This window comes from Trichococcus flocculiformis, from assembly GCF_963662535.1.
Taxonomy (GTDB): Bacteria; Bacillota; Bacilli; order Lactobacillales; family Aerococcaceae; genus Trichococcus; species Trichococcus flocculiformis.
Genome location: NZ_OY759718.1, coordinates 520700 through 539778 on the forward strand (window position 1 = coordinate 520700; position 19079 = coordinate 539778).

At 47.5% G+C, this 19079-nt stretch carries 16 protein-coding genes; 7 read left to right on the plus strand and 9 right to left on the minus strand.

Annotated elements, in window-relative coordinates; all coding sequences use genetic code 11:
* The first annotated feature begins 167 nt into the window (after window positions 1-167).
* Complete coding sequence (locus ACKPCD_RS02790) at window positions 168-482, plus strand: hypothetical protein (protein ID WP_233436867.1); 315 nt, start codon at window positions 168-170, stop codon at window positions 480-482.
* Between the two features lie 241 nt (window positions 483-723).
* Window positions 724-900: a hypothetical protein gene (locus tag ACKPCD_RS02795; RefSeq protein WP_407702681.1), complete on the plus strand. Its 177-nt coding sequence runs from the start codon at window positions 724-726 to the stop codon at window positions 898-900.
* Between the two features lie 122 nt (window positions 901-1022).
* Here the strand turns inward: ACKPCD_RS02795 and ACKPCD_RS02800 are convergent, their stop codons facing one another.
* Window positions 1023-1604: a GNAT family N-acetyltransferase gene (locus ACKPCD_RS02800; protein WP_321433926.1), complete on the minus strand. Its 582-nt coding sequence runs from the start codon at window positions 1602-1604 to the stop codon at window positions 1023-1025.
* 137 nt (window positions 1605-1741) lie between these two features.
* Here ACKPCD_RS02800 and ACKPCD_RS02805 point away from each other — a divergent pair, with 137 nt between their 5' ends.
* Window positions 1742-2308 (plus strand): P-loop NTPase family protein, encoded by a 567-nt coding sequence (locus ACKPCD_RS02805; RefSeq protein ID WP_321433927.1) that lies wholly within the window; start codon window positions 1742-1744, stop codon window positions 2306-2308.
* A gap of 29 nt (window positions 2309-2337) precedes the next feature.
* Here ACKPCD_RS02805 and ACKPCD_RS02810 read toward each other — a convergent pair whose 3' ends face one another.
* Window positions 2338-3150: a helix-turn-helix transcriptional regulator gene (locus ACKPCD_RS02810; protein ID WP_068561249.1), complete on the minus strand. Its 813-nt coding sequence runs from the start codon at window positions 3148-3150 to the stop codon at window positions 2338-2340.
* Between the two features lie 1014 nt (window positions 3151-4164).
* Between ACKPCD_RS02810 and ACKPCD_RS02815 the strand changes: the two genes are divergently transcribed.
* Window positions 4165-5568 (plus strand): hypothetical protein, encoded by a 1404-nt coding sequence (locus ACKPCD_RS02815; protein ID WP_321433928.1) that lies wholly within the window; start codon window positions 4165-4167, stop codon window positions 5566-5568.
* Window positions 5569-6022: 454 nt separating this feature from the next.
* Here the strand turns inward: ACKPCD_RS02815 and ACKPCD_RS02820 are convergent, their stop codons facing one another.
* Complete coding sequence (locus tag ACKPCD_RS02820; protein ID WP_321433929.1) at window positions 6023-8044, minus strand: ABC transporter ATP-binding protein/permease; 2022 nt, start codon at window positions 8042-8044, stop codon at window positions 6023-6025.
* A gap of 105 nt (window positions 8045-8149) precedes the next feature.
* The gene (locus ACKPCD_RS02825) at window positions 8150-8806 is read right to left on the minus strand and encodes a TetR/AcrR family transcriptional regulator (protein ID WP_068561246.1); all 657 of its coding nucleotides are present in this window, start codon (window positions 8804-8806) and stop codon (window positions 8150-8152) included.
* A 158-nt stretch (window positions 8807-8964) separates the two neighbouring features.
* Between ACKPCD_RS02825 and ACKPCD_RS02830 the strand changes: the two genes are divergently transcribed.
* From ACKPCD_RS02830 to ACKPCD_RS02840, 3 genes are all read left to right on the plus strand, one after another.
* A complete protein-coding gene (locus tag ACKPCD_RS02830) occupies window positions 8965-9948 on the plus strand; it encodes a lactate/malate family dehydrogenase (RefSeq protein WP_321433930.1) in 984 nt (327 codons plus the stop codon).
* A gap of 233 nt (window positions 9949-10181) precedes the next feature.
* Complete coding sequence (locus ACKPCD_RS02835) at window positions 10182-11990, plus strand: DUF4153 domain-containing protein (protein ID WP_068561244.1); 1809 nt, start codon at window positions 10182-10184, stop codon at window positions 11988-11990.
* Between the two features lie 168 nt (window positions 11991-12158).
* Window positions 12159-13049: a DMT family transporter gene (locus ACKPCD_RS02840; protein ID WP_288925134.1), complete on the plus strand. Its 891-nt coding sequence runs from the start codon at window positions 12159-12161 to the stop codon at window positions 13047-13049.
* A gap of 369 nt (window positions 13050-13418) precedes the next feature.
* Here ACKPCD_RS02840 and ACKPCD_RS02845 read toward each other — a convergent pair whose 3' ends face one another.
* From ACKPCD_RS02845 to ACKPCD_RS02865, 5 genes are all read right to left on the minus strand, one after another.
* Window positions 13419-14273 (minus strand): MurR/RpiR family transcriptional regulator, encoded by an 855-nt coding sequence (locus ACKPCD_RS02845; RefSeq protein ID WP_321433931.1) that lies wholly within the window; start codon window positions 14271-14273, stop codon window positions 13419-13421.
* Window positions 14274-14284: 11 nt separating this feature from the next.
* Entirely contained in the window at window positions 14285-15208 is a 924-nt protein-coding gene (locus ACKPCD_RS02850; protein ID WP_321433932.1) for an exonuclease domain-containing protein, read from the minus strand.
* 49 nt (window positions 15209-15257) lie between these two features.
* Complete coding sequence (locus ACKPCD_RS02855) at window positions 15258-15548, minus strand: hypothetical protein (protein WP_321433933.1); 291 nt, start codon at window positions 15546-15548, stop codon at window positions 15258-15260.
* Between the two features lie 384 nt (window positions 15549-15932).
* A complete protein-coding gene (locus ACKPCD_RS02860) occupies window positions 15933-16643 on the minus strand; it encodes a Crp/Fnr family transcriptional regulator (protein WP_086990338.1) in 711 nt (236 codons plus the stop codon).
* A gap of 240 nt (window positions 16644-16883) precedes the next feature.
* Window positions 16884-18794, minus strand: coding sequence for a heavy metal translocating P-type ATPase (locus ACKPCD_RS02865; RefSeq protein ID WP_321433934.1), 1911 nt, complete (start codon window positions 18792-18794; stop codon window positions 16884-16886).
* Window positions 18795-19079: the final 285 nt, after the last annotated feature.

Genomic DNA, 19079 nt, shown 5'->3' on the forward strand with positions numbered 1-19079 from the left:
TTCATTTCAACAGTTAATAAAATTCTGTATTGATATCACACAAAGAAGGTATGACTAATATGAAACTTATAAATGAGAAGAACGCTTTGAATGAAGAAAATGAGGTTTAATGTGGATACGGTCAATCTTCTAATGGTATTGAAAAAATGATAGAATGGAGAATTAAGATGAAAAAGAGTCTAAAAGTTTTTAAATTTTCATTATTAACAGCACTAGTTTTGGGGACAGTTATTCCAGGAACGACAGCTAGTGCCTCAGAATCAAATAATGAAGGTCAAACCCCTTTGTGGGTTATTGAGAATGAAACAAATCCAGCATACGATATTAAACAACCATTAATTGACACGCTCTCAGAAAATGTAGTTATAGAATATACAGATGAAGGAGCCATTGTAACTGTTTATGAAGATAATGGACATATTTCAAAATCAAACTCAATTAGCCTCGCAAGCACAGCTGTTTATAGTTGGGTGGCTTGTTGACGGCTAGTAGTTGGACAAAACTAGGAGGTGCTCCAGGAGTAGCCGTTGCTAATAACTGGGATAAAAATGGAAATGGATGGGTAGGTTTTTATAAGAGCACTGGATACGATGGTGCTAGAAGAGCTGTAGCAACAAGATAAAAAACTTTATAAATAGACAGATTTGAGGTTTAAACATCATGAATTTTTATAAGAAATTTTATCAGAAACATCCGTATCTTAATGTCCTAATAAGTCTAACTATGGCAAGTCTAATAGGGATTGCTATAGAATATTTTATTAATAGAGATTTCATTGGCTCTGGATTCTATACAGCAGCATTTTTAACGTTGCTTGAGTTGTTAAGAGTTAGACGTGAACGGAATAAACTTAAATCAAAAGCAAAATCTCAATACAATGTAGATGGAGAAAAAGATTAGAATGGAGAACAGACGAAAAAAGTTAGGGTTATCAGTAACTCTATGCTTTGCTTTATTTATAATATTTTTTTCATTATTTTTAAATAAATAGCGGGACTGCTTTACAAACGGCGACTGATTTTTTATTTGATATCGGCAATTCTTTCGAGTTCCCACTGCATATGATCATAGACATGCCCGCTCAGCGTTCGCTCGGAAACGGTCCGGAAGCCGACTTTCTCATAGAGTTTTTTTGCCTGCAGATTGTCTTTTTCGCAATTCAGGCCGATGACGGTTTCACCCGCGGCCGAGGCGAGTGTCGGCAGTGCTTGCAGCAATTGGTAAGCGACGCCTTTTCCGCGCGCTGACTGCTTCGTCACGATGGAATCCAGATACCATTCTCCGGCAAATGTTTCGCTATCAGGGAAAAGCCTGGCTGCCGTGATGTACATCTTATCGAAAGCGGTCTGGAGTGCGGCATCGATGATAGGTTCGGACGCTCCCGGATAGCCGAAACAACAGCCGAGAATTTCGCCATTTTCTTCATAGACAAGGCCATTCCGGTAACTGAACCGGTAGACGTCCTCCTGCATAGCCCGGACCACTGCGGCTTTCAGGACATCCGGTTCCAACAGGGTGAGCAGTGGCAATTCCATGTCCACTAAGATTTCGTGGATCAGATCATACAATTCCGGACAGTCCTCTTTTCGTGCTTTGCGTATCATTCCGCATCGTTCCTTTCAGTTTCTGTAATTCAAGTATACCATTAGTTGCGGAGGCGCATCAGTTACTGTTCACTGCATTTCCGCTGTGGTAAACTGGTCAACAGAAGAAAATATCTCGTTCAAAAGGAGGGGTCGGTTTGGCGAAGATGAAGGACAGCGGGAGTGGGAAGGCAATGAAACGGATCGTCGTCATCGGATGCAGCGGATCGGGAAAGTCTACTTTTTCGCGCAAGTTAAAGCAAGTGACGGGCAATCCGTTGCATCACCTCGATAAACTGTATTGGCTTCCTGATTGGAATCTCCGCGCTGCTGAAGAACAGGATCGGATCCAAAAAGAACGGATCAAAGACGAAAAATGGATAATCGACGGCAATTACCAACGGAGCCTGCCGATTCGGTTGGAGCGTGCGGATACAGTTTTCTTTTTCGACTATCCAAGGAGTTTGTGTCTCTATCGCGCGTTGAAGCGGATTGTTTTGAACCGCAAAAGGACCCGTCCTGATATGGGGGAAGGCTGCCCGGAGCGATTCGATTGGGAATTTATGAAATTCATCTGGAACTTCAACAAAAACAACCGCCCGGGTTTGATTGCTTTACTGGATCAGGCGCCGGCCGGCATCGAAATTCAACATTTCCGCAAACCGCGCGAAGCAAGAGACTATTTGCGGGCATTGGAGGAACAAAAAGAAGAAGAAGTCGCTTAAAACAGCGGCTTCTTCTTCTTTTTGTTGTATTATTGGTTTCCTTGACGACGATACTGTGAAGGCGTGCAGTTCGACAATTCCCGGAATGTTTTCGAGAAGTGTGACGGAGACTGGAAGCCGACCAAGTGCGCGATATCGGCGATTGCGATATTGGTGTTGCGTAACATTTTTTGCGCTTCGTCGATACGGATATGGATCAAGTAGTCGATCGGCGACATGCCGACTTCTTGCTTGAAGATACGGATCAAGTAGAATTTGTTGATGTGGACCAGATCCACTAAGTCATCCAACGTGATGTTCTTGTGGTAGTTCACTTTCATGTAATTCTTGACCGTTTGGATTTCTTTGTGGTTCTTTTTGTTCAGTGAGTTCCTGATCGAAAATTCTTCCAGACGCAACAAGTGGATCAGGATGATCTCGACGAAACGTTTGCTGACCTCTTCGTATCCCTGGCTGCGTGTGCTCATTTCATCCAGCAATAAATTCAAGAAAGTCGCAGTTTCTTTTTCACCGTCGTTGTGGCGGTAGTAAGAGAAATCGCTTTCTGCATCACCGATTTTGGAGAATTCAAGCCCGTGGATGCCGACTTCGATAATCTCTGCTGCTTTATCTCCTGTCAGGTCCCAATAATACTCTACATTTGGGTTCAATAAGATCAGTTGATCTTTTGAAAGCTTTTCTGTTGTTTCTTTCATGACTAAAGAAACATCCCCTGTTGTAACATAGAAAAGTTTAACATAAGGGAATTTTTGGTAGTTTGTAGGTTGGGCTGATGTGATTGTATTCTTTTCAGCAAGAACAATCTTCAAGGAGAGGTTTTTTATGTTGGACATTGTGTACATAGTAATCCTCCTGACGTAATCTATCTGATAGCAACGGTTCGACAATTTGAAAATTAATTGACTCAAATTCCATATCATCTGAGCGAGCCAATAACAATAATAATATACTATTTTTTTTTTTTGTCTAGTATATTTTAAAAAAATAATAAAATTTAATCCTTGTCACAAAAAGCCTGGGTTGTAATCTGTCTGTAATTTAATCCGACATGTACAAATGATAGGCTAGGAAAAATAAACTTATTGCGAGTAGTATGTTGTCGTTAACAAAACCAATTTATTGATGCGGCAGATGGGACAAATATTTCGCCAGCAAAACACCTGGATTAAGGAATCGGATCGGATCATCCCAAGCGAGTCCGATTACAGGAAAGTGCCGGGCTAGAGTAATCATTATCTATTTTTGGCATGCAATTTAATGGCCGGTACAACACATTTTTTTGGTCTTGGGACAATTAAAAAATGTACCGGAACATAATGGACATAACGCTTGCTTTTGTTCATTAATAATAGATGAAAAACAAAATAACTATAGCGCGTTGCAATTGAGTGTTTATTTAGCAATTTTTCATAGGAAATGAGAAAATTAAATTGGCAATATAACTGATGTAAAGATATTTGTTTTTTTAAATCAGGATTTCTTTTCATCAATAAGTGATGGACGGGGACGTGAAGGGATGGGTGCTTTTCGGAAAAATCCTTGCAGCGTCGGAATCTTCGGATACTGCGCCATGTTTGTAGGATAATAGGACGAACGTCATTTCATGTATAGTATAGCACCCTAGCGCGAAAACGTCATTAAATAACTGAATATTTTTATATCAACTGACCGGAATTTGTATAAATTTTAATAAATTCTATGTAGGATGTTTGTTTCAGCTTTCGGGTAATTGTTCAATTTTCAGTATTTGGCAGTCACTTTTATCAATTGGTTAGGCTTTCTTTCTTCGTTTTGTGAGCGATATGGTAAAATGGACTTAGAATTGCAAAGGATTACGGTCCGGAGGTGCAGAGAAGATGAACGGTGATTACAGTCTGTTTTTTGAGTATTACTACGCGATTTATGACTATGTACTGACTGCCAAAACCACAGTGTGTGAGCGTACGCTGCATGATTTTTTGCATACGCAACAATATTATCGATTATCCCATGAAGCGCAACGTTTTGCGAAACGGATTGCCGAAAAGGACATCGCTGTGGATCGGCTGTTGCTGAGCGGACCAGAAGCGCATGAGTGGTATCTGTTCTATTACAAGCAGAATTTTCCTACGGGATATCCTTTCAGTCATGTGAATCTGGAATTCATGGAGGGGGAGTATGAACTGAAGGAATTTTCACCGATAATCGGCCCTCTTGGTCACCAGCCTTTGCATGTCGGGATTTTACGAAAAAGAATGGGTGAAGACTACCTTATTTTCCCCTACTTCAAGAATCAAACGAAGATATCGCACCTCATTCTCAGAATTATAGTAAATAAATTAATGACAGAAAAAAAATATACTGTCAGGAAGTCGATTGAACTCGTTCAATTATTTGAAGCTGAGGCAATCGGATCGGATTGGGAGCCTGCTAAAATCAAGGCGCAGATGGAAGAAGTACTGCGGCAACAGTTGCATTTTCGCGTCAATGATTCTGACATCAAAAAACTATGGCTGCAGATGATTTTCATTAATTTCCGCTATGAAAAAGATGAGGCGAGTTACATCCAGTGGGAGTGTCATGCTTACGCGGATACTGTCCGAAAATTGGAGAATTTTGCAGCGGTTTTGGACGGAAAGCCGGATATCCATCTGACTGCCGAAGAAGGTGCGTTGCTGAAGTGGGTCCGTTTCGTTGTTTTCCGCTCCCGTGGCATGCATGGTAAGGCAATGGAAGAAGCGCATAAACTGCTGGAACGTGAAGAATTGTTGATTGGTGCAAGCAGGCAGCCGTTATACAGCAAGTTGGACCTTGTGCCTATCAATGATACTTATAAGGACTTGGTTGTCCGAAAACTATCGATCGATTTCCGGGATATTTTGGTTTCCTATTTATTGGACAGCTACATAGCCAATCAGAAATATGAAGCTGCTTTTTTCCTGCTGCAGCAATCCGACCCTTATTTCAAGCACTTTATACCCCGGTATTACCTTAGTGCAAACCAGAATGAGTGGTTGTCGGGAGAAGGTGAAATTTCGACGGAGCAGCTTTTCCGAGAACAGTTCCAACGGGTACGCATTGTTCTGGGAGATCATTGGGTCGATGCGTTGCATAAAGAGATAGAGGAAGAAGCGAAAGCCGGGCTTACTTTGAAGAAGGATGCTTTTGACTGGTTGTTGCGTTACCTGTACAACGTGATGAGCATCTTCCATGAGATGCAGGAAAATGAATTGGCCGATCAGATGAATGCCTTTTATGCGCAAATCCGCCTTGCTGAATAAATAAAAAGAAGCAGCCGACTTGAAGGTCGGACTGCTTCTTTCTGGGCTCGATTTCTAAACGGGATTCATCGTATCCTGGTAGTTGAACTCTGAATCCCAGAACTCTCCGCCTAAGCTGAAATACCCACCTCGACCAAAACCGGGTCGCGGTGGGTATTTCCTCTTAGTGCTCGATTTCTAAACGGGATTCATCGTATCCTGTAGTTGAGTTCTGATTCGCAGATACCACTACCGTTTCGCACCCCGCGGAGTGAACAAAAGAGGTTCACTTCGTGGGGTACTCCAACGTCCGGGTATCTAAACGCGAATCATCACATCCTGGTAGTTGAGTTCTGAATCCTAGAGTTCTCCGCCTAACGCTGTTCAGGCCCACTCAGCCAAAAGCAGGCTGCTTGGTCCTGAACCTCGTTAGTGCTCAAACTCTGAGCTCAGGATTCATCACATCCTGTTTTTTTTAATCGTGTCTTAGGGCTTCTACTGGGTCTAGGCGGGCTGCTTTTTGGGCTGGCATCAGGCCGGCTACCATGCTGATGATCACGCTGGTGACGATGCCGAACACCGCAAATGCCGGTGTCATATTCAGGATGGCAGTATCAAACAGGTTCTCCACAACAATATTTCCGACGACGGTGATGAGGTAGGCGATACCAACACCCAGAATGCCACTGAACAGACCGATCAGGAAGGACTCAGAAACGAAGATGCGGCGGATATCTTTCTTGCGGCCACCGATTGCTTTGATGACACCGATTTCTTGTGTCCGTTCCACTACGCTGATGTAGAGTACCGTCAAAATCATGATGGCGGACACGAACAAGGAGATACCGGCAACCCCGGAAAGGATGTAAGTGAAGATATCCAGCATTTGGGTGAACGTGGAAGCCAGTGCATCCGTAGATGAACCACGGTAACCTAGGGCGGCCACTTCATCTTTGATGGCTTGGGTATTTTCCGGATCATCAGATACCAAGTAGACAACGTTCGGTTCTACTTCCAGATTGTTTTCCGCAGTCAAGGTTTCGAATGATTCCGCCGACATATAGACGGATTCAAATGCACCGATAGCTTGGCCGGCTGAATAGATGCCGCTGATGACATAATTTTTTTCCAGCGATTCACCGTCTATAGTAACATCCACGGTCACTTCTTTTCCGATGGCTTCTTCGGCAGTGCCAGCCATCTGATTGGCGACACCTTCTGTGATCAGGATTTCGCCAGCTTCAGGGAAAGCACCATAGAGGATGTTGGAATCGGTCATGCCGGAGGTTGTCCCAAAGTTCATGAAGGCATATTTTTCGCCTTCATAGATGACGTTATCGCTGCCGATCGTAAGCGAAGAGTAGGCCAGATTGACTTCTGCCACATGCGGAATATTCCGTAGTTTTTCCAGATCTTCTTCTCCAAACGGGTCAGACTGCGTTACCCCGGCAGGAGGACCTGATGGCGCGGATCCGGCAGGTATCTCTGCACCGGCGGGAGTCATGATCATCATAGAGGAGTCAGTGTTTTCGCTGTTGTTGGTTTCCATCACGATGGGCATCCGCACTTCACTTACGAGCGGATTGACGTTGGCGTTCATCGTTTCGGTCAGGTAGTCATTGACGCCTTCGCCAAGGGAGAGCATCACGATGATGCTCATGATGCCGATGCTGCCGCCAAGAGCAATCAGGATATTCCTCGCCAGTTTTTCCTTCATATTAAGAAGAGCCAAACGGATTGCTGCAAAAAACGTGAGATTTTTGCTTTTACTTTTTTGCTGCAGTTCAAATGCATTGTCGTGCAAGGCGATCTCGCCTTGATGGATATCCCCGATGATTTTTCCGTCATCAATTGTGACGACGCGCGTGGAGCGGGCCGCTACTTTCTCCGAGTGGGTGACCATGATGACCAACTTACCGGTTTTGGCGATGTCTTGGATGATGTCCAGCACCTGATCAGTCGTTTGTGAGTCCAAAGCTCCGGTAGGTTCATCGGCAATGATGATGTCCGGGTCGTTGACCAACGCACGGGCGATGGCCACACGTTGCTTTTGTCCACCGGATAACTGGCTGGGTTTCTTTTTGTATTGGTCGTCAAGGCCAAGTTGCTTCAGGACTTCTCTCGCCCTTGCGACCCGCGTTTTTTTATCGACGTTCGAAAGCGTCATCGCCAACGTGACGTTATCCAGCACGCTGAGGTGGGAAACAAGATTGAAACTCTGGAAAACGAAGCCGATCTTCTCTTTGTGGTAATTCACGAAATCTTTTTCCTTGAACGTACTCATGTTTTGGCCGTCAATGGTTATTTCGCCTGAGAACTGGCTGTCGAGACCGCCCAACAGATTCATCAAGGTTGATTTACCGCTGCCGGATTCACCGACGATTGAGACCAATTCGCCTTTGTCCAAGGAAAGGTTGACGTCCTTAAGTGCCTGGAAATCTTCCGAGCCGCTGATAGGGTAATATTTATTCAGATTTTTTAGTTCGACAAAAGCCATAGTTAGGGGATGCCTCCTTATTATTTTAAAAGAAATGCCGATGAGTGAGTATTTACTCACCGTACGATTAGTCAAGTATAGCGATTCTGTAAAGGGCTGTCAATGCTATTGCTTATCGGGGCTGAGGCCTTTGACGATCTGTTGGGTCAAATAAGTGATTTCGGCTTCTTTGTCGCGTTTTGTATCCGTGAAAAGGACGTAATGGGTCAGGTGATTACCGAACAGGATGCTCATGATAAATTGCCAAATGACGGGATTCGGCCAATCGACGATCTCATTTTTCTCTTTATAGCCGTCGAGGATCGCATAGATGCCTTCAATTAAGTCCTTTGGAATCATGGTGATGAATTCTTGGCAGCGCTGTTTGTCGTACATCATTTCGGTAAGAAAAATTTTACCGGATTGAAAATGCTCTTCCGGCATCATAACATCCTTGCGCACGATGAATGCCACGAACCGCTCGAACGGCGCGTTCTCTGCAGAACTGCGGAACTGTTGCACTTGAGCGAGCGCTTCCGTAGAGATAATGTCGCGCAGAATCGGGAAAATCGTAGCGTAAAGCAAGTTTTCCTTCGTCCCGAAGTGTTTGTAGATGGTTCCCTCAGCAACATTGGCGGCTTTGGCGATGTCCTTTGTGCTGGTGTTGGAAAATCCTTTCGTTGAGAATAGTACCACGCAAGCATCCAGAATATCCTGCATCTTGGGCGACAAGCCCTCTTTACTACGAATTTTTTGTTTTAAAGCTTCCACAAACTTTTCCATTTAACGTATGCTCCTCTTGGTGATGTTGCTTCCATAGTACTCGGACGGACGGATTATTGCAAGCCGGCACAATGATTCAGCCTCCTTCGCGAAATACTTGTGATAAATCGCCGAAAAGATGCTAAGATGAAAGTATGATGAGAACTGGAGGGAGAAAGATGCACAAAAATAAACTTGTTGTGGTGGGTGTGGGGCATGTAGGTTCCTATGTGTTGGCGGATGCGATGAAATTGCGGATGTTTGCGGAAATTGCCACGATCGATATTCTGAAGGATGTTGCCCATGGGGAAGCCTTGGATCAGGCGCATGCGACCGCGTTGACCTATATGTCCAATGTGGACGTACACGCCGGGGATTATGCCGATTGCGCGGATGCGGACGTGATCATCATCGCTGCCGGGCCGAGCGTCCTGAAGGATGAAAACGATCCGAATGCCATCCCGGATCGCGCTTCTTTGACCGGAAAAAATGCTGCGGTCATCCGTGAAGTGATGACTGAAATCGTAAAACATACAAAAGAAGCCATCATCATTCTGATCACAAATCCATTGGACACGGTTACTTATATCGCGGCCAGCGAATTCGACTATCCGGAAGGCCGGATTTTCGGGACCGGCACGATGCTGGACTCGGCCCGTCTGCGCAAAGTGATTTCGCAACAGTACGGTGTCGATCCTAAGAGCGTGACCGGCTATATGATGGGCGAACACGGCTTCACAGCCTTCCCGGTGGTGAGTCGGTTGGCTATAAACGGGATTCGCTATGAGGAGTTCGGAACTTATTTCCCGGAAGTCGAGACGTTGGAACCAGAAGAGATCGGAGCGGCGGTCGTGAAGTCAGCCTACGATGTCTTGAACGGGAAAGGCTGGACGAATGCCGGGGTTGCGCAATCCGCCATCACCTTGGCGCAAGCAGTCCTGTTGGATGAAAAGAGCGTCCATCCCGTCTGTACGATTCTGCGCGGACAGTATGGGCATGATGGCGATGTGGCTTTGAGCATGCCTTGCCTGATCGGCCGCAACGGCGTGGAAAAACAATTCGGGGTTGCTTTGAATGAGAGGGAAACAGCCAAACTCAACGCTTCCATCGATTATATCCAATTGGCGATGAAGGATGCGAAGACGGGACCGTTCAAACAATAAGAATGAGGAGCTGGCTAGCGCAGAGGTAGTTGTATTTTGGTGCGCGCCCTTAAAGGCACCGCAAAATTTGACAAAGGTGCGCTTGGATATCCATAATTAAGATAAGCAAACTGGACGATTTCATCGGGAACAATAGAAGCAATGTGGGTGCAAAGGATAGGGGCTGGAAGGGGGAAGGTCTCGGAAAAAAGAATGCTATCCGATCATCCGAATGCCTGAAGGGAGTGGCAAAAATGAAATTCAAAGACGCATTGTGGAAAGCCTACAAAGGAATGGGGCGTTCCATCAGTCGTTATCCACTGACCGTCGTTTTTTTGATTGCGGTCGCAGTATTGAACAGCTTCATGATCGAAAATCCGCGCGAGGATTATGCCCGCTATCTGTTCACTTTTTTGGTGGGGGCCATGCTGAGCATCGTTGGCCAAATGATTTACGAAAGGTTCTTTACGCAAATGAACGCCCGCTATCTGCTGATGGGCGGAGCGGTATTACTTGCAACCGGCTATTACTTCGCGGTAGGACCGCAGACACTGTATAACATCGCCATCAGCGTCAAAACCGGTGTGGCGCTGTTCGCCCTTATGATTGCCTTCATTTGGATACCTTCGATTGAAAATATCAAAGTGCCTTTCCACCGGAGTTTTTTGTCAGCGCTGAAAGCCTTCTTTACGACCATTCTTTTTTCAGGAGTGTTGGCAGCAGGTATCAGCGCCATTTTTTACGCTACGGATTACCTTCTCTTCAATATCGATTATAAAATGCTCACACATCTTCTGAACATAGTCGGTTCATTGTTCGCGCCGATCTATTTCTTGTCGATGACACCACTGTACCCGGGCAAACGTGAAGAAATGATACCGGATGAGGCGTGGGCGAAACGCGGCGAAACGCTGGAACGTCAATTTATGGTACCGCGCTTCCTGGAAGTTCTGATTTCCTACATCATCATTCCTTTGACGGCCATTTACACGTTGATTCTCTTGGTCTATGTCGTCATGAACATCCGCGGAGAATTCTGGACAGACAATCTTTTGGAGCCGCTGCTTGTTTCCTATGCGATCATCGTCATCATCGTCTATATCCTCGCCTGCAATCTCGAGAATAAATTCGCTGATCTGTTCCGCAAAATTTTCCCTAAGGTCCTGATTCCGATTGTCGTCTTCCAGACCATCGCTTCCTTCTTGAAAATCAGGGAGATGGGTATCACGCATGGCCGTTATTACGTCATCCTGTTCGGGATTTTCGCTACGATAGCCGGGGTAATCTTCAGTTTCATGAAACCGAAGCACAACGGATTGATCGCCATCGCCTTACTGGTATTGTCGGCTATTTCCATCATTCCGCCAATCGATGCCTTTACCGTCAGCAAGAATAACCAGATCGGTTTTTTGGAACGGAAATTGATCGAAAATGATATGTTGGTGGATAACGCAATCGTGCCAAAAAGCGACGTTCCCCTCGGTGACAAGATTGTCATCACAAAGGTCGCTTCCTACATCGACAACATGGGCTACAATAAAGAGGTGGCCTACCTGCCGAGCGACTTCAATGTCTACAGTGATTTCACTGATACCTACGGATTTGACATGACCTACTCCGAAACGGATTACCCGCAAGGCGAAGGCGAGTTCGTCTACCTGAACTGGGATGCCGATCCCGTAGTCGGAATCGCAGGCTTTGATGTCATGCTTCACCAGTATCTTTACTACTCCGAAGTCGAAACAAGTCCAGTTGAAACTACCGATTTTGAAGTGGATGGACAACCATACCAACTGGAAAAAAGGTTGGATGGCACGTATTATATCTTGACGGTAAAGGATGCGGCAGGAGAAGAATTGATTGCCTACAATACCCGGGAAGTGTACGATACTATTTTCGAGCAGTCTGAAACGTCAGGATTCGATAAGGGGAATCTGACAATCGAGGATGCGACGATAACCACTGAAAATGACCAGATCAGAATGAATATTTTGGTCAATTCCTTGGAACGCACACCGGATTTCACAGGTGGAGATCTTTATCTCTTTATTGAATTCAAATAAACAAGAGGTCAGTAAGCATACTCTCCTAGCCCCGGATGCGCAAATGCAGCGCATCCGGGGCTTCTTTATTCATCAGTGGACTTTATTGTGCGGAAATCATCCACGGCCGGCAAACTCTGTGATATGATGGATGTACTATTTTCATCAATCAAGGGAAGGTGTGGGGTTGTGTCGAAAGGAAAAGGGAAAGTGATGCTGTCGATGCTGATATTCGGGACAATCAGCATCTTCGTTAAGAATATCGATTTGGCGTCCAATCAGGTTGCCTTCTTCAGGGGAGCGTTGGGGAGTCTGTTCCTCTGGGGGACATTGATGGTGCGCAAGGAAAAGATCCCTTTGGCGTCGGTCAGGAAAAATGCCAAGTTCCTGTTGCTTTCGGGTTTTGCTGTCGGCATGAACTGGATTTTGCTGTTTGAAGCTTTCCGGTACACGACGGTATCGAATGCGACGTTGAGCTATTATTTCCAGCCGATTTTCATGACGCTGTTGGCGCCGTTCGTTTTCAAGGAATCCTTGACCGCGAAAAAGATCGCGTGCGTCCTTTTGGCGATGCTGGGGATGTTCCTGATTATCGGCGTGAGCCCGAATGCGGGGAATTATAATCATCCGGTCGGAATCGGCTTCGGTTTGGCTGCAGCATTTTTCTATGCGGTGGCCATTATGTCCAACAAAAAAATTGTAGGTCTTGGCGGGATCCCGCTGACTGCTTTGACGCTCGTCATCGCAACAGGAATCCTGACTCCTTATGTCGCTCTGACTTCCGGTTTCGGATTAGGACAATTGACTGGCGGCTCCATCACCAGTCTGCTGGTTTTGGGAATCATCCACACGGGAATTGCCTATGTGCTTATGTTTGCAGGCGCCCAAGTTGTCGAGAGCCAGACATTCGCTGTCCTCAGTTATGTCGATCCGGTGACGGCGATTGTGGTTTCGGCCGTATTCCTGAAAGAAGACTTATCACCCGTGCAATTGGCGGGAGGCGTGCTGATACTGGCTGCGGCCTTTCTGAACGAATTTCTGGGCAACCGGGACAAACAGATAGCCCTCAGCAAAGAATAGCGAAAAAGAAAAACGGAAACGAGGCAGCCTCGTTTCCGTTTTTTGCCGAAGAACCACAAAAACCCGGACAGATCTGTCCGGGTTTCGCAGAGAAGGACGCCTCATTGCGTATGGCAGTACGCAGATAAGGCCTTTCTTCTCAATGATGGAGTCATTTTTTTCCGACGCTTACTGACTGAGCGATCTCACATCGGGAGGATTTCATTAAGAAATGAAAGGCCCTCTTTTATGGATGCACTCAGTATAAGCCATAACTATTTGCGAAAAAAGATGCCGAGCCCCGAATGAAAGAAATTTCTCAGAACTTGCATCCATACGGTTTGAACACTGAGAGGATTCTTTCAGAAGACCTTGTTGACTTAGTGAACCTCACCAGGTGATTCGACTGATTTTTTTGTAATAATCCATTTTCATTGCGACATTGTGATCGTAGTCGAGTTTGAAATAGCTTGTGTAGAGGCAATCCAGCAAGAACAGTAATGAAAGTCTGGTCGAAAACGAAGAGATCTTATTGTAATGGCTTTCATTTGAACTCATGTACAGGTGGTGCGTGGCAGCACCCGCGAAAGGGATCGCATCGGTGGATGTGATCAACAGAATGGGTGATCGGTTATTCTTCAAGATTTTCACGATTTCGGGAATGACCGTCCCCCGTCCGCCGTATGAAACAACAATCGACAGGTGCGAGGGATCGCTGGCTGCCGCTGTCAGACGCTGATGATATTCTTCGATCGGGACATTGACGAATCTGCCGATTTCCTGCATCTGAAACTTGAAGTTCTCGGCGAAAAACAGATTGCCGGCAGAGGTATACAGGTCGATGGATGGCACCTTTTTCATCAAGGAAGCCGCCTGCCGCAGCTGCTCCAGATCGAGATTGTTGAGCGAGGACACAACCGTCTGTTCGTAGAGTTCCTGCATCGTCCGCGTAATCTGATATTGGGTTTCGTTGGGGTGGATCGGATAGTTGAAATCCAGCGTTTTCCGTTCTTTCAGATAGTCTCCGACCGAGGCCGAAACCAGAATCTTCAATTCGGAAAGTCCGGCCAAATCCATTTTTTTGCATAAGCGATAAATCGTTGCGTTCGAAATAAAACTGGCTTCGCTGATTTCCGCTGAAGTCATTTTCACAAAAGCCTCGGGATTTTCTTTTATATAGGAAACCAAAATTTTCTCATTTTCGGTCAGGCTCACTAAATTGTCCATTTTGCTGAAGATATTCATCTGTCTTCACCTCATTCCTTCAGAAAGTTGCGCAGGAAATCCGATTCCGAAAGCATCGTCAAATTGTGGCCGCTACCTTGCAGCTCGCGGACTGCCTGGATTTTGCGGCTCTCGCTCGGTGTGCCTATCTTGCGCCAATCGCTGTCGGCGACGACCAAATAAAGGGTCTCGTAACTTAGATTGGCATCGAAATGGCCGCCGACGTCGACGACGAGCTGGGCCAAATCGTTGCGCTTCAGTTTTTGGAAGCGACCGGTAAAGCAGACGTGCTTGTCGTAAAAGACGTGTTCCCTATCGAACAGCAGGCTCTTCGGCTTCAGCGGTGCCGCCGTTTTTGTTCGTCTGGCAGGCGTACTTTTGCCGCCTTTCGCCACTCCGAAAGCATGCGAGAACAATTTGCCCATCCGGTATTGGTATTCGTCCAGAAAACCTTGGATATCATAGTCGTATTGCGCCAGCATTTTGCTGGTGATCAGCCCGCAGGCGACCGCATCCTCCACGGCATTATGGTGGTTATCGATCGTCATGCCGAAGTAGTCCAACACGGTCGGCAAGCGGTTATTGTGCAGATCCAGCATACGCTGCGCCATCTTGCAGGAACAGAAAAACTCATTCTGCATCTTCGGCAGTTTGTAAGTTTCAATCGTTTGTTGCAGGCAACTCATATCGAATTGGGCAAAGTGGGCCACCAGCGGATCGCCTCCGATGAAGGAACGGATGTCTGAGTATAGGCCGGCAAAGTCGGGTTCACGAGCGACCATGTCCTCGGTGATGCCGTGGATTTGAATATTCCCGCGGCTGAAATATTGGCGCGGATTGATGAGCGCATAGTAGCGGTCGACTTCCTTACCGTCGGAAAAGCGGCTCAAGCCGATGGAACAGACGCTGTCACCACGGCTGTTTGCAGTTTCAAAGTCAATGGCGACATAATCCATGTGCATACATACTCCTTTTTGGTTGTTTTTTGAATAATGAATAGATGGCCTATTGCTGCTGCAAAGCCATGATCTGTTGGTAATAAGGGATCATGCTGCCCAAAGCGGCACCGATGATGAAGAACAATAGCATGCGGATCAGCAGGTAGGCCCAGCTTTCCGAGTAGTCGCGCTCCGGATTCTTGTTCGAGCGGCGGAAGAGGATGAACATACCGATCCCCGCAATCCAGCCGATGCCCGACAAAAGCGCCTGCGAAGTCGCCGGATTCAGATAGCCGATCACGAAGCCGACAACCGTGGCAAAGGCCAACAAAAGCCGTTGCTGCATTTTTTCTGTCATCAAAATTTCCCCCTTTTTCGTAAACTGTCCAGTGATTCAAGCCTGCCCCTCGGAAATTAGATAAATCGTACCTATTGCGCTCTACGATGCTCAGTCGGTACGATTTCCGATTTCCTAAATTTCTTTCGAGGCAGAGCGGGCTTGTCTCACTTTTCTAGCCTATTCTACCACAAAGCGCGCTTTCGGAATACGGTTGTGATCCGGCAAAAAGTGAGCGGATTGTATGTCTGTCGGGGGAACCGCTCGCTGCGCATCGCAAACAACCGAGAGATCCCACAACTGTCAGGTAATCGCAATGCGTAGCTATCCCAATACCCGACAGCTGACTATTCATGCGTCTGCAAATCAAAAAACCGTCCCATTAAGAGACGGTCGTGAGCGATTTTAGAGAAACAATAAGCCATCGAGATCGAGGATGACGATTTCGCGGTGGTTCAGTTGTTTGATGAGGTGATGATCTTCCAATGAGCCCATCTTCCTGCTGATCGTTTCCGGTGTCGTCCCGAGGTAGGAAGCGAGATCCTTCTTCGACATCGGCAAAGTGATGGTGTCGCCGTCTTTCTTGGCCAGTTCGGCAAGGTAGAGGGCCAAGCGGGCTTCGACTTTTTCGGTCGACACGTAGGTCGTCTGCCGTTCCGACTTTTCCAGACGGTTGGAGAATTCCTGCAGCAATTTCAGCGAAATGGCCGGGTATTTCAACAAAAAGTGCTGTAGATCGTTCCTTTTCATCCGGCAAACTTGGGTTTCCTTCACCGCTTCGGCATAGGCCTCGTGCTTCGATTCGCTGAAGAGGGCCAACTCACCAGTGAAATCGCCAGGATTGAGGAAACGCACGAGCTGCTCTTTTCCGGACTCGGCCAGCCGGTAAATGCGGATCAGGCCGGAATGGAGGATATAGAGTGTATCCGACGTATCACCGGGGCGGTAGAGCAGTTCGCCTTTTTTGTAGGTCGCCGGATGCGTGACGGACATGATTTCGTCCATCTGGTCCGGCTCCAAGTGATTGAAGATCGGCACCAGCGAAATGCAGGATTTGTGCGAGTTGCAGGCGCAGTCTCCGCCGCAATTGTGCGCTGGTTTATGGGTTTCGTTCATAGGGAAAATCCTCCGTTTCGGAATGGGACAGGCAGTCTTGGTTGCTTAAATTGTACCGCAAACCGTAGGCTGCATGCGAATTTTATCTTGGATGTGAGCTTTTTATAACGACTGATGGCTAGCTTCACGGGTTAGCCCTTCGGAAAGGATAAAGGAACCCCTTGTCTCTACGAGCCAAGGATACTATTCGACTAACCTGCTGACGCAGGAAGTCTCTCAGCATATTGCGCTCTACGATGCTCAGTCGGCACGATTTCCTAAATTTCTCTCATGGCTGAACGAACCCGTTCCGCTTTTATTCCGGTTGAAGCCGATTAAACGCATAGCGTTCAGGATGACGGCCAGGATGCTGGCTTCATGAATGAACATACCGCTGGCGAGATGGACGGAACCCATCAGCACGCCCGCCAAAAGGAAGAACACGACTCCAACCGCAATGGCGATGTTCTGTTTCATGTTGCGCATGGTCGCCTTTGAGAGCGAATAAGCATGGGAAAACTGCATCAGTTTGTCGGCCATCAGCACAACATCGGCTGTCTCCATCGAGATGTCGGTCCCGCCTTCGCCCATGGCCAAGCCGATGTCGGCTGTCGCGATGGCCGGTGCATCGTTGATGCCGTCACCGGCCATCGCCACGACGGCGCCATCTGCCTGCAGTTGTTTGACGAAACGCACTTTGTCCTCCGGCAACAGCTCGGCATGGAAAGCGTCCAATCCCAATTGTTCGGTGACCGCTTGGGCGGTGTGGCGGTTGTCCCCCGTCAGCATAATGATCTGTTTGATGCCGTTGCGGCGCATTTCGGCCAAAGCCTGCGGTGCGTCCTCGCGGATCTGATCAGCAGTGGAGAAGAGCCCGGCGAGCGTGCCGTCAATGGCCACGAAAACGACGGTATTGCCGGTTTTTTCGCGTGCAATCGCGTAGCTTTCTGCTGCTTCATTTATCAAGATTCCGGACTGGGCCATCAGTTTGCGGTTGCCGGCGACGAGATGTTGACCTTCAACTGTCGCTTTCAATCCGTGGCCTTTGATGACTTCCGCATCTTTCGGCGCAACAGATGTTTCCAGCCCTTGTTGATGTGCGTATTTCACGATTGTTTGTCCGAGATGGTGTTCGGAAATGCGCTCCGCCGAAGCCGTCAGCTGCAGCAGTTCGCTGCGATCGGCGCCACTGAGGACATGGATATCGGTCACTTCCGGTTTGCCTTTCGTCAGCGTGCCGGTCTTGTCGAAAACAAGTGTATCGACTTTGGAAAAGCGATCCATGACCTCGCCACCTTTCACCAGCACGCCGTATTTGGCGCCGTTGCCGATGCCGGCCACGTTCGATACCGGAGCACCGATCACAAGCGCACCCGGGCAGGCGATCACAAGGAAAGTGATGGCAAGATGCAGGTCGCGCGTCCAAACGTAAACGATGACGGAGAGCACCACAATCGCCGGCGTGTAGAAGTTGGCGAAGGCATCTAGGAAACGTTCGGCCTTGGATTTGGATTCCTGCGCCTCTTCGACCAATTCAATAATTTTTGCGAAAGTTGTGTCATCGCCGACCTTTTCCGCGATCATTTCAATGAAGCCATCGTCCACCAATGTACCCGAAAAGACTTTGTCATCCAAGGATTTATTGGCCGGGATCGCTTCTCCCGTCACAGCGGCTTCGTTGATGGCCGCCTGACCCTTCACGATGATGCCGTCAACCGGAATTTTGCCGCCGGGCTTGATGAACAGCCGATCCCCGACAGCCACTTCCTCGACCGGCACAACGACTTGATCGGTGCCATGCAGGACGATCGCTTCCTGGGGCGCCATGTCGATCAACGACCGCAGAGAAGAGCGGGTCTTTTCCAAGGTGCGTGCTTCCAGGAAGTCACCGAACAGAAACAGGAAGGTGACGACGGAAGACTCCGTATATTCGCGGATGAACAGCGCACCGATGACGGCAATCGTCACCAGCAGCTCGATGCTGAAAGCCTTCATCCGCAACGCCAGATAGGCTTTGTACATGATCGGAACCACCGCGATGAGCGTCGCGAGGATAAGCGCGAAGTCAGCAGCAGTGGTATATCCGAGAGTTTTCAAAGCAAAACCGATGACGATTAGGAAGCCTGATAGTGCGGTAATGCGGTTTTTGTATTTATTTATCCATTTGATCATTTGAATGACCTCCTCTGGTATTTTCCTATAGCCTAATCATACGCCATCAGGCAGGAAAGCGACTTGATGGGGGTCAAGCTTTGGATGCGCAATTTCGCTCAGCAGAATCTCAACCGTTTTCCTCCGGCGAACGGAGGCTACGCCGGAGTACGGCCCACATTTAAGTCTTGTGCTCCGACGAAACCCTGCCCGCAGGAGAAGAGCCCGCAAGTTACCGCTGTTCTCCGGTGTGGGAAGCCTCGCCGGAGGAACGCACCGATTCAGCTCGCTTAACTCCGCTCAGCG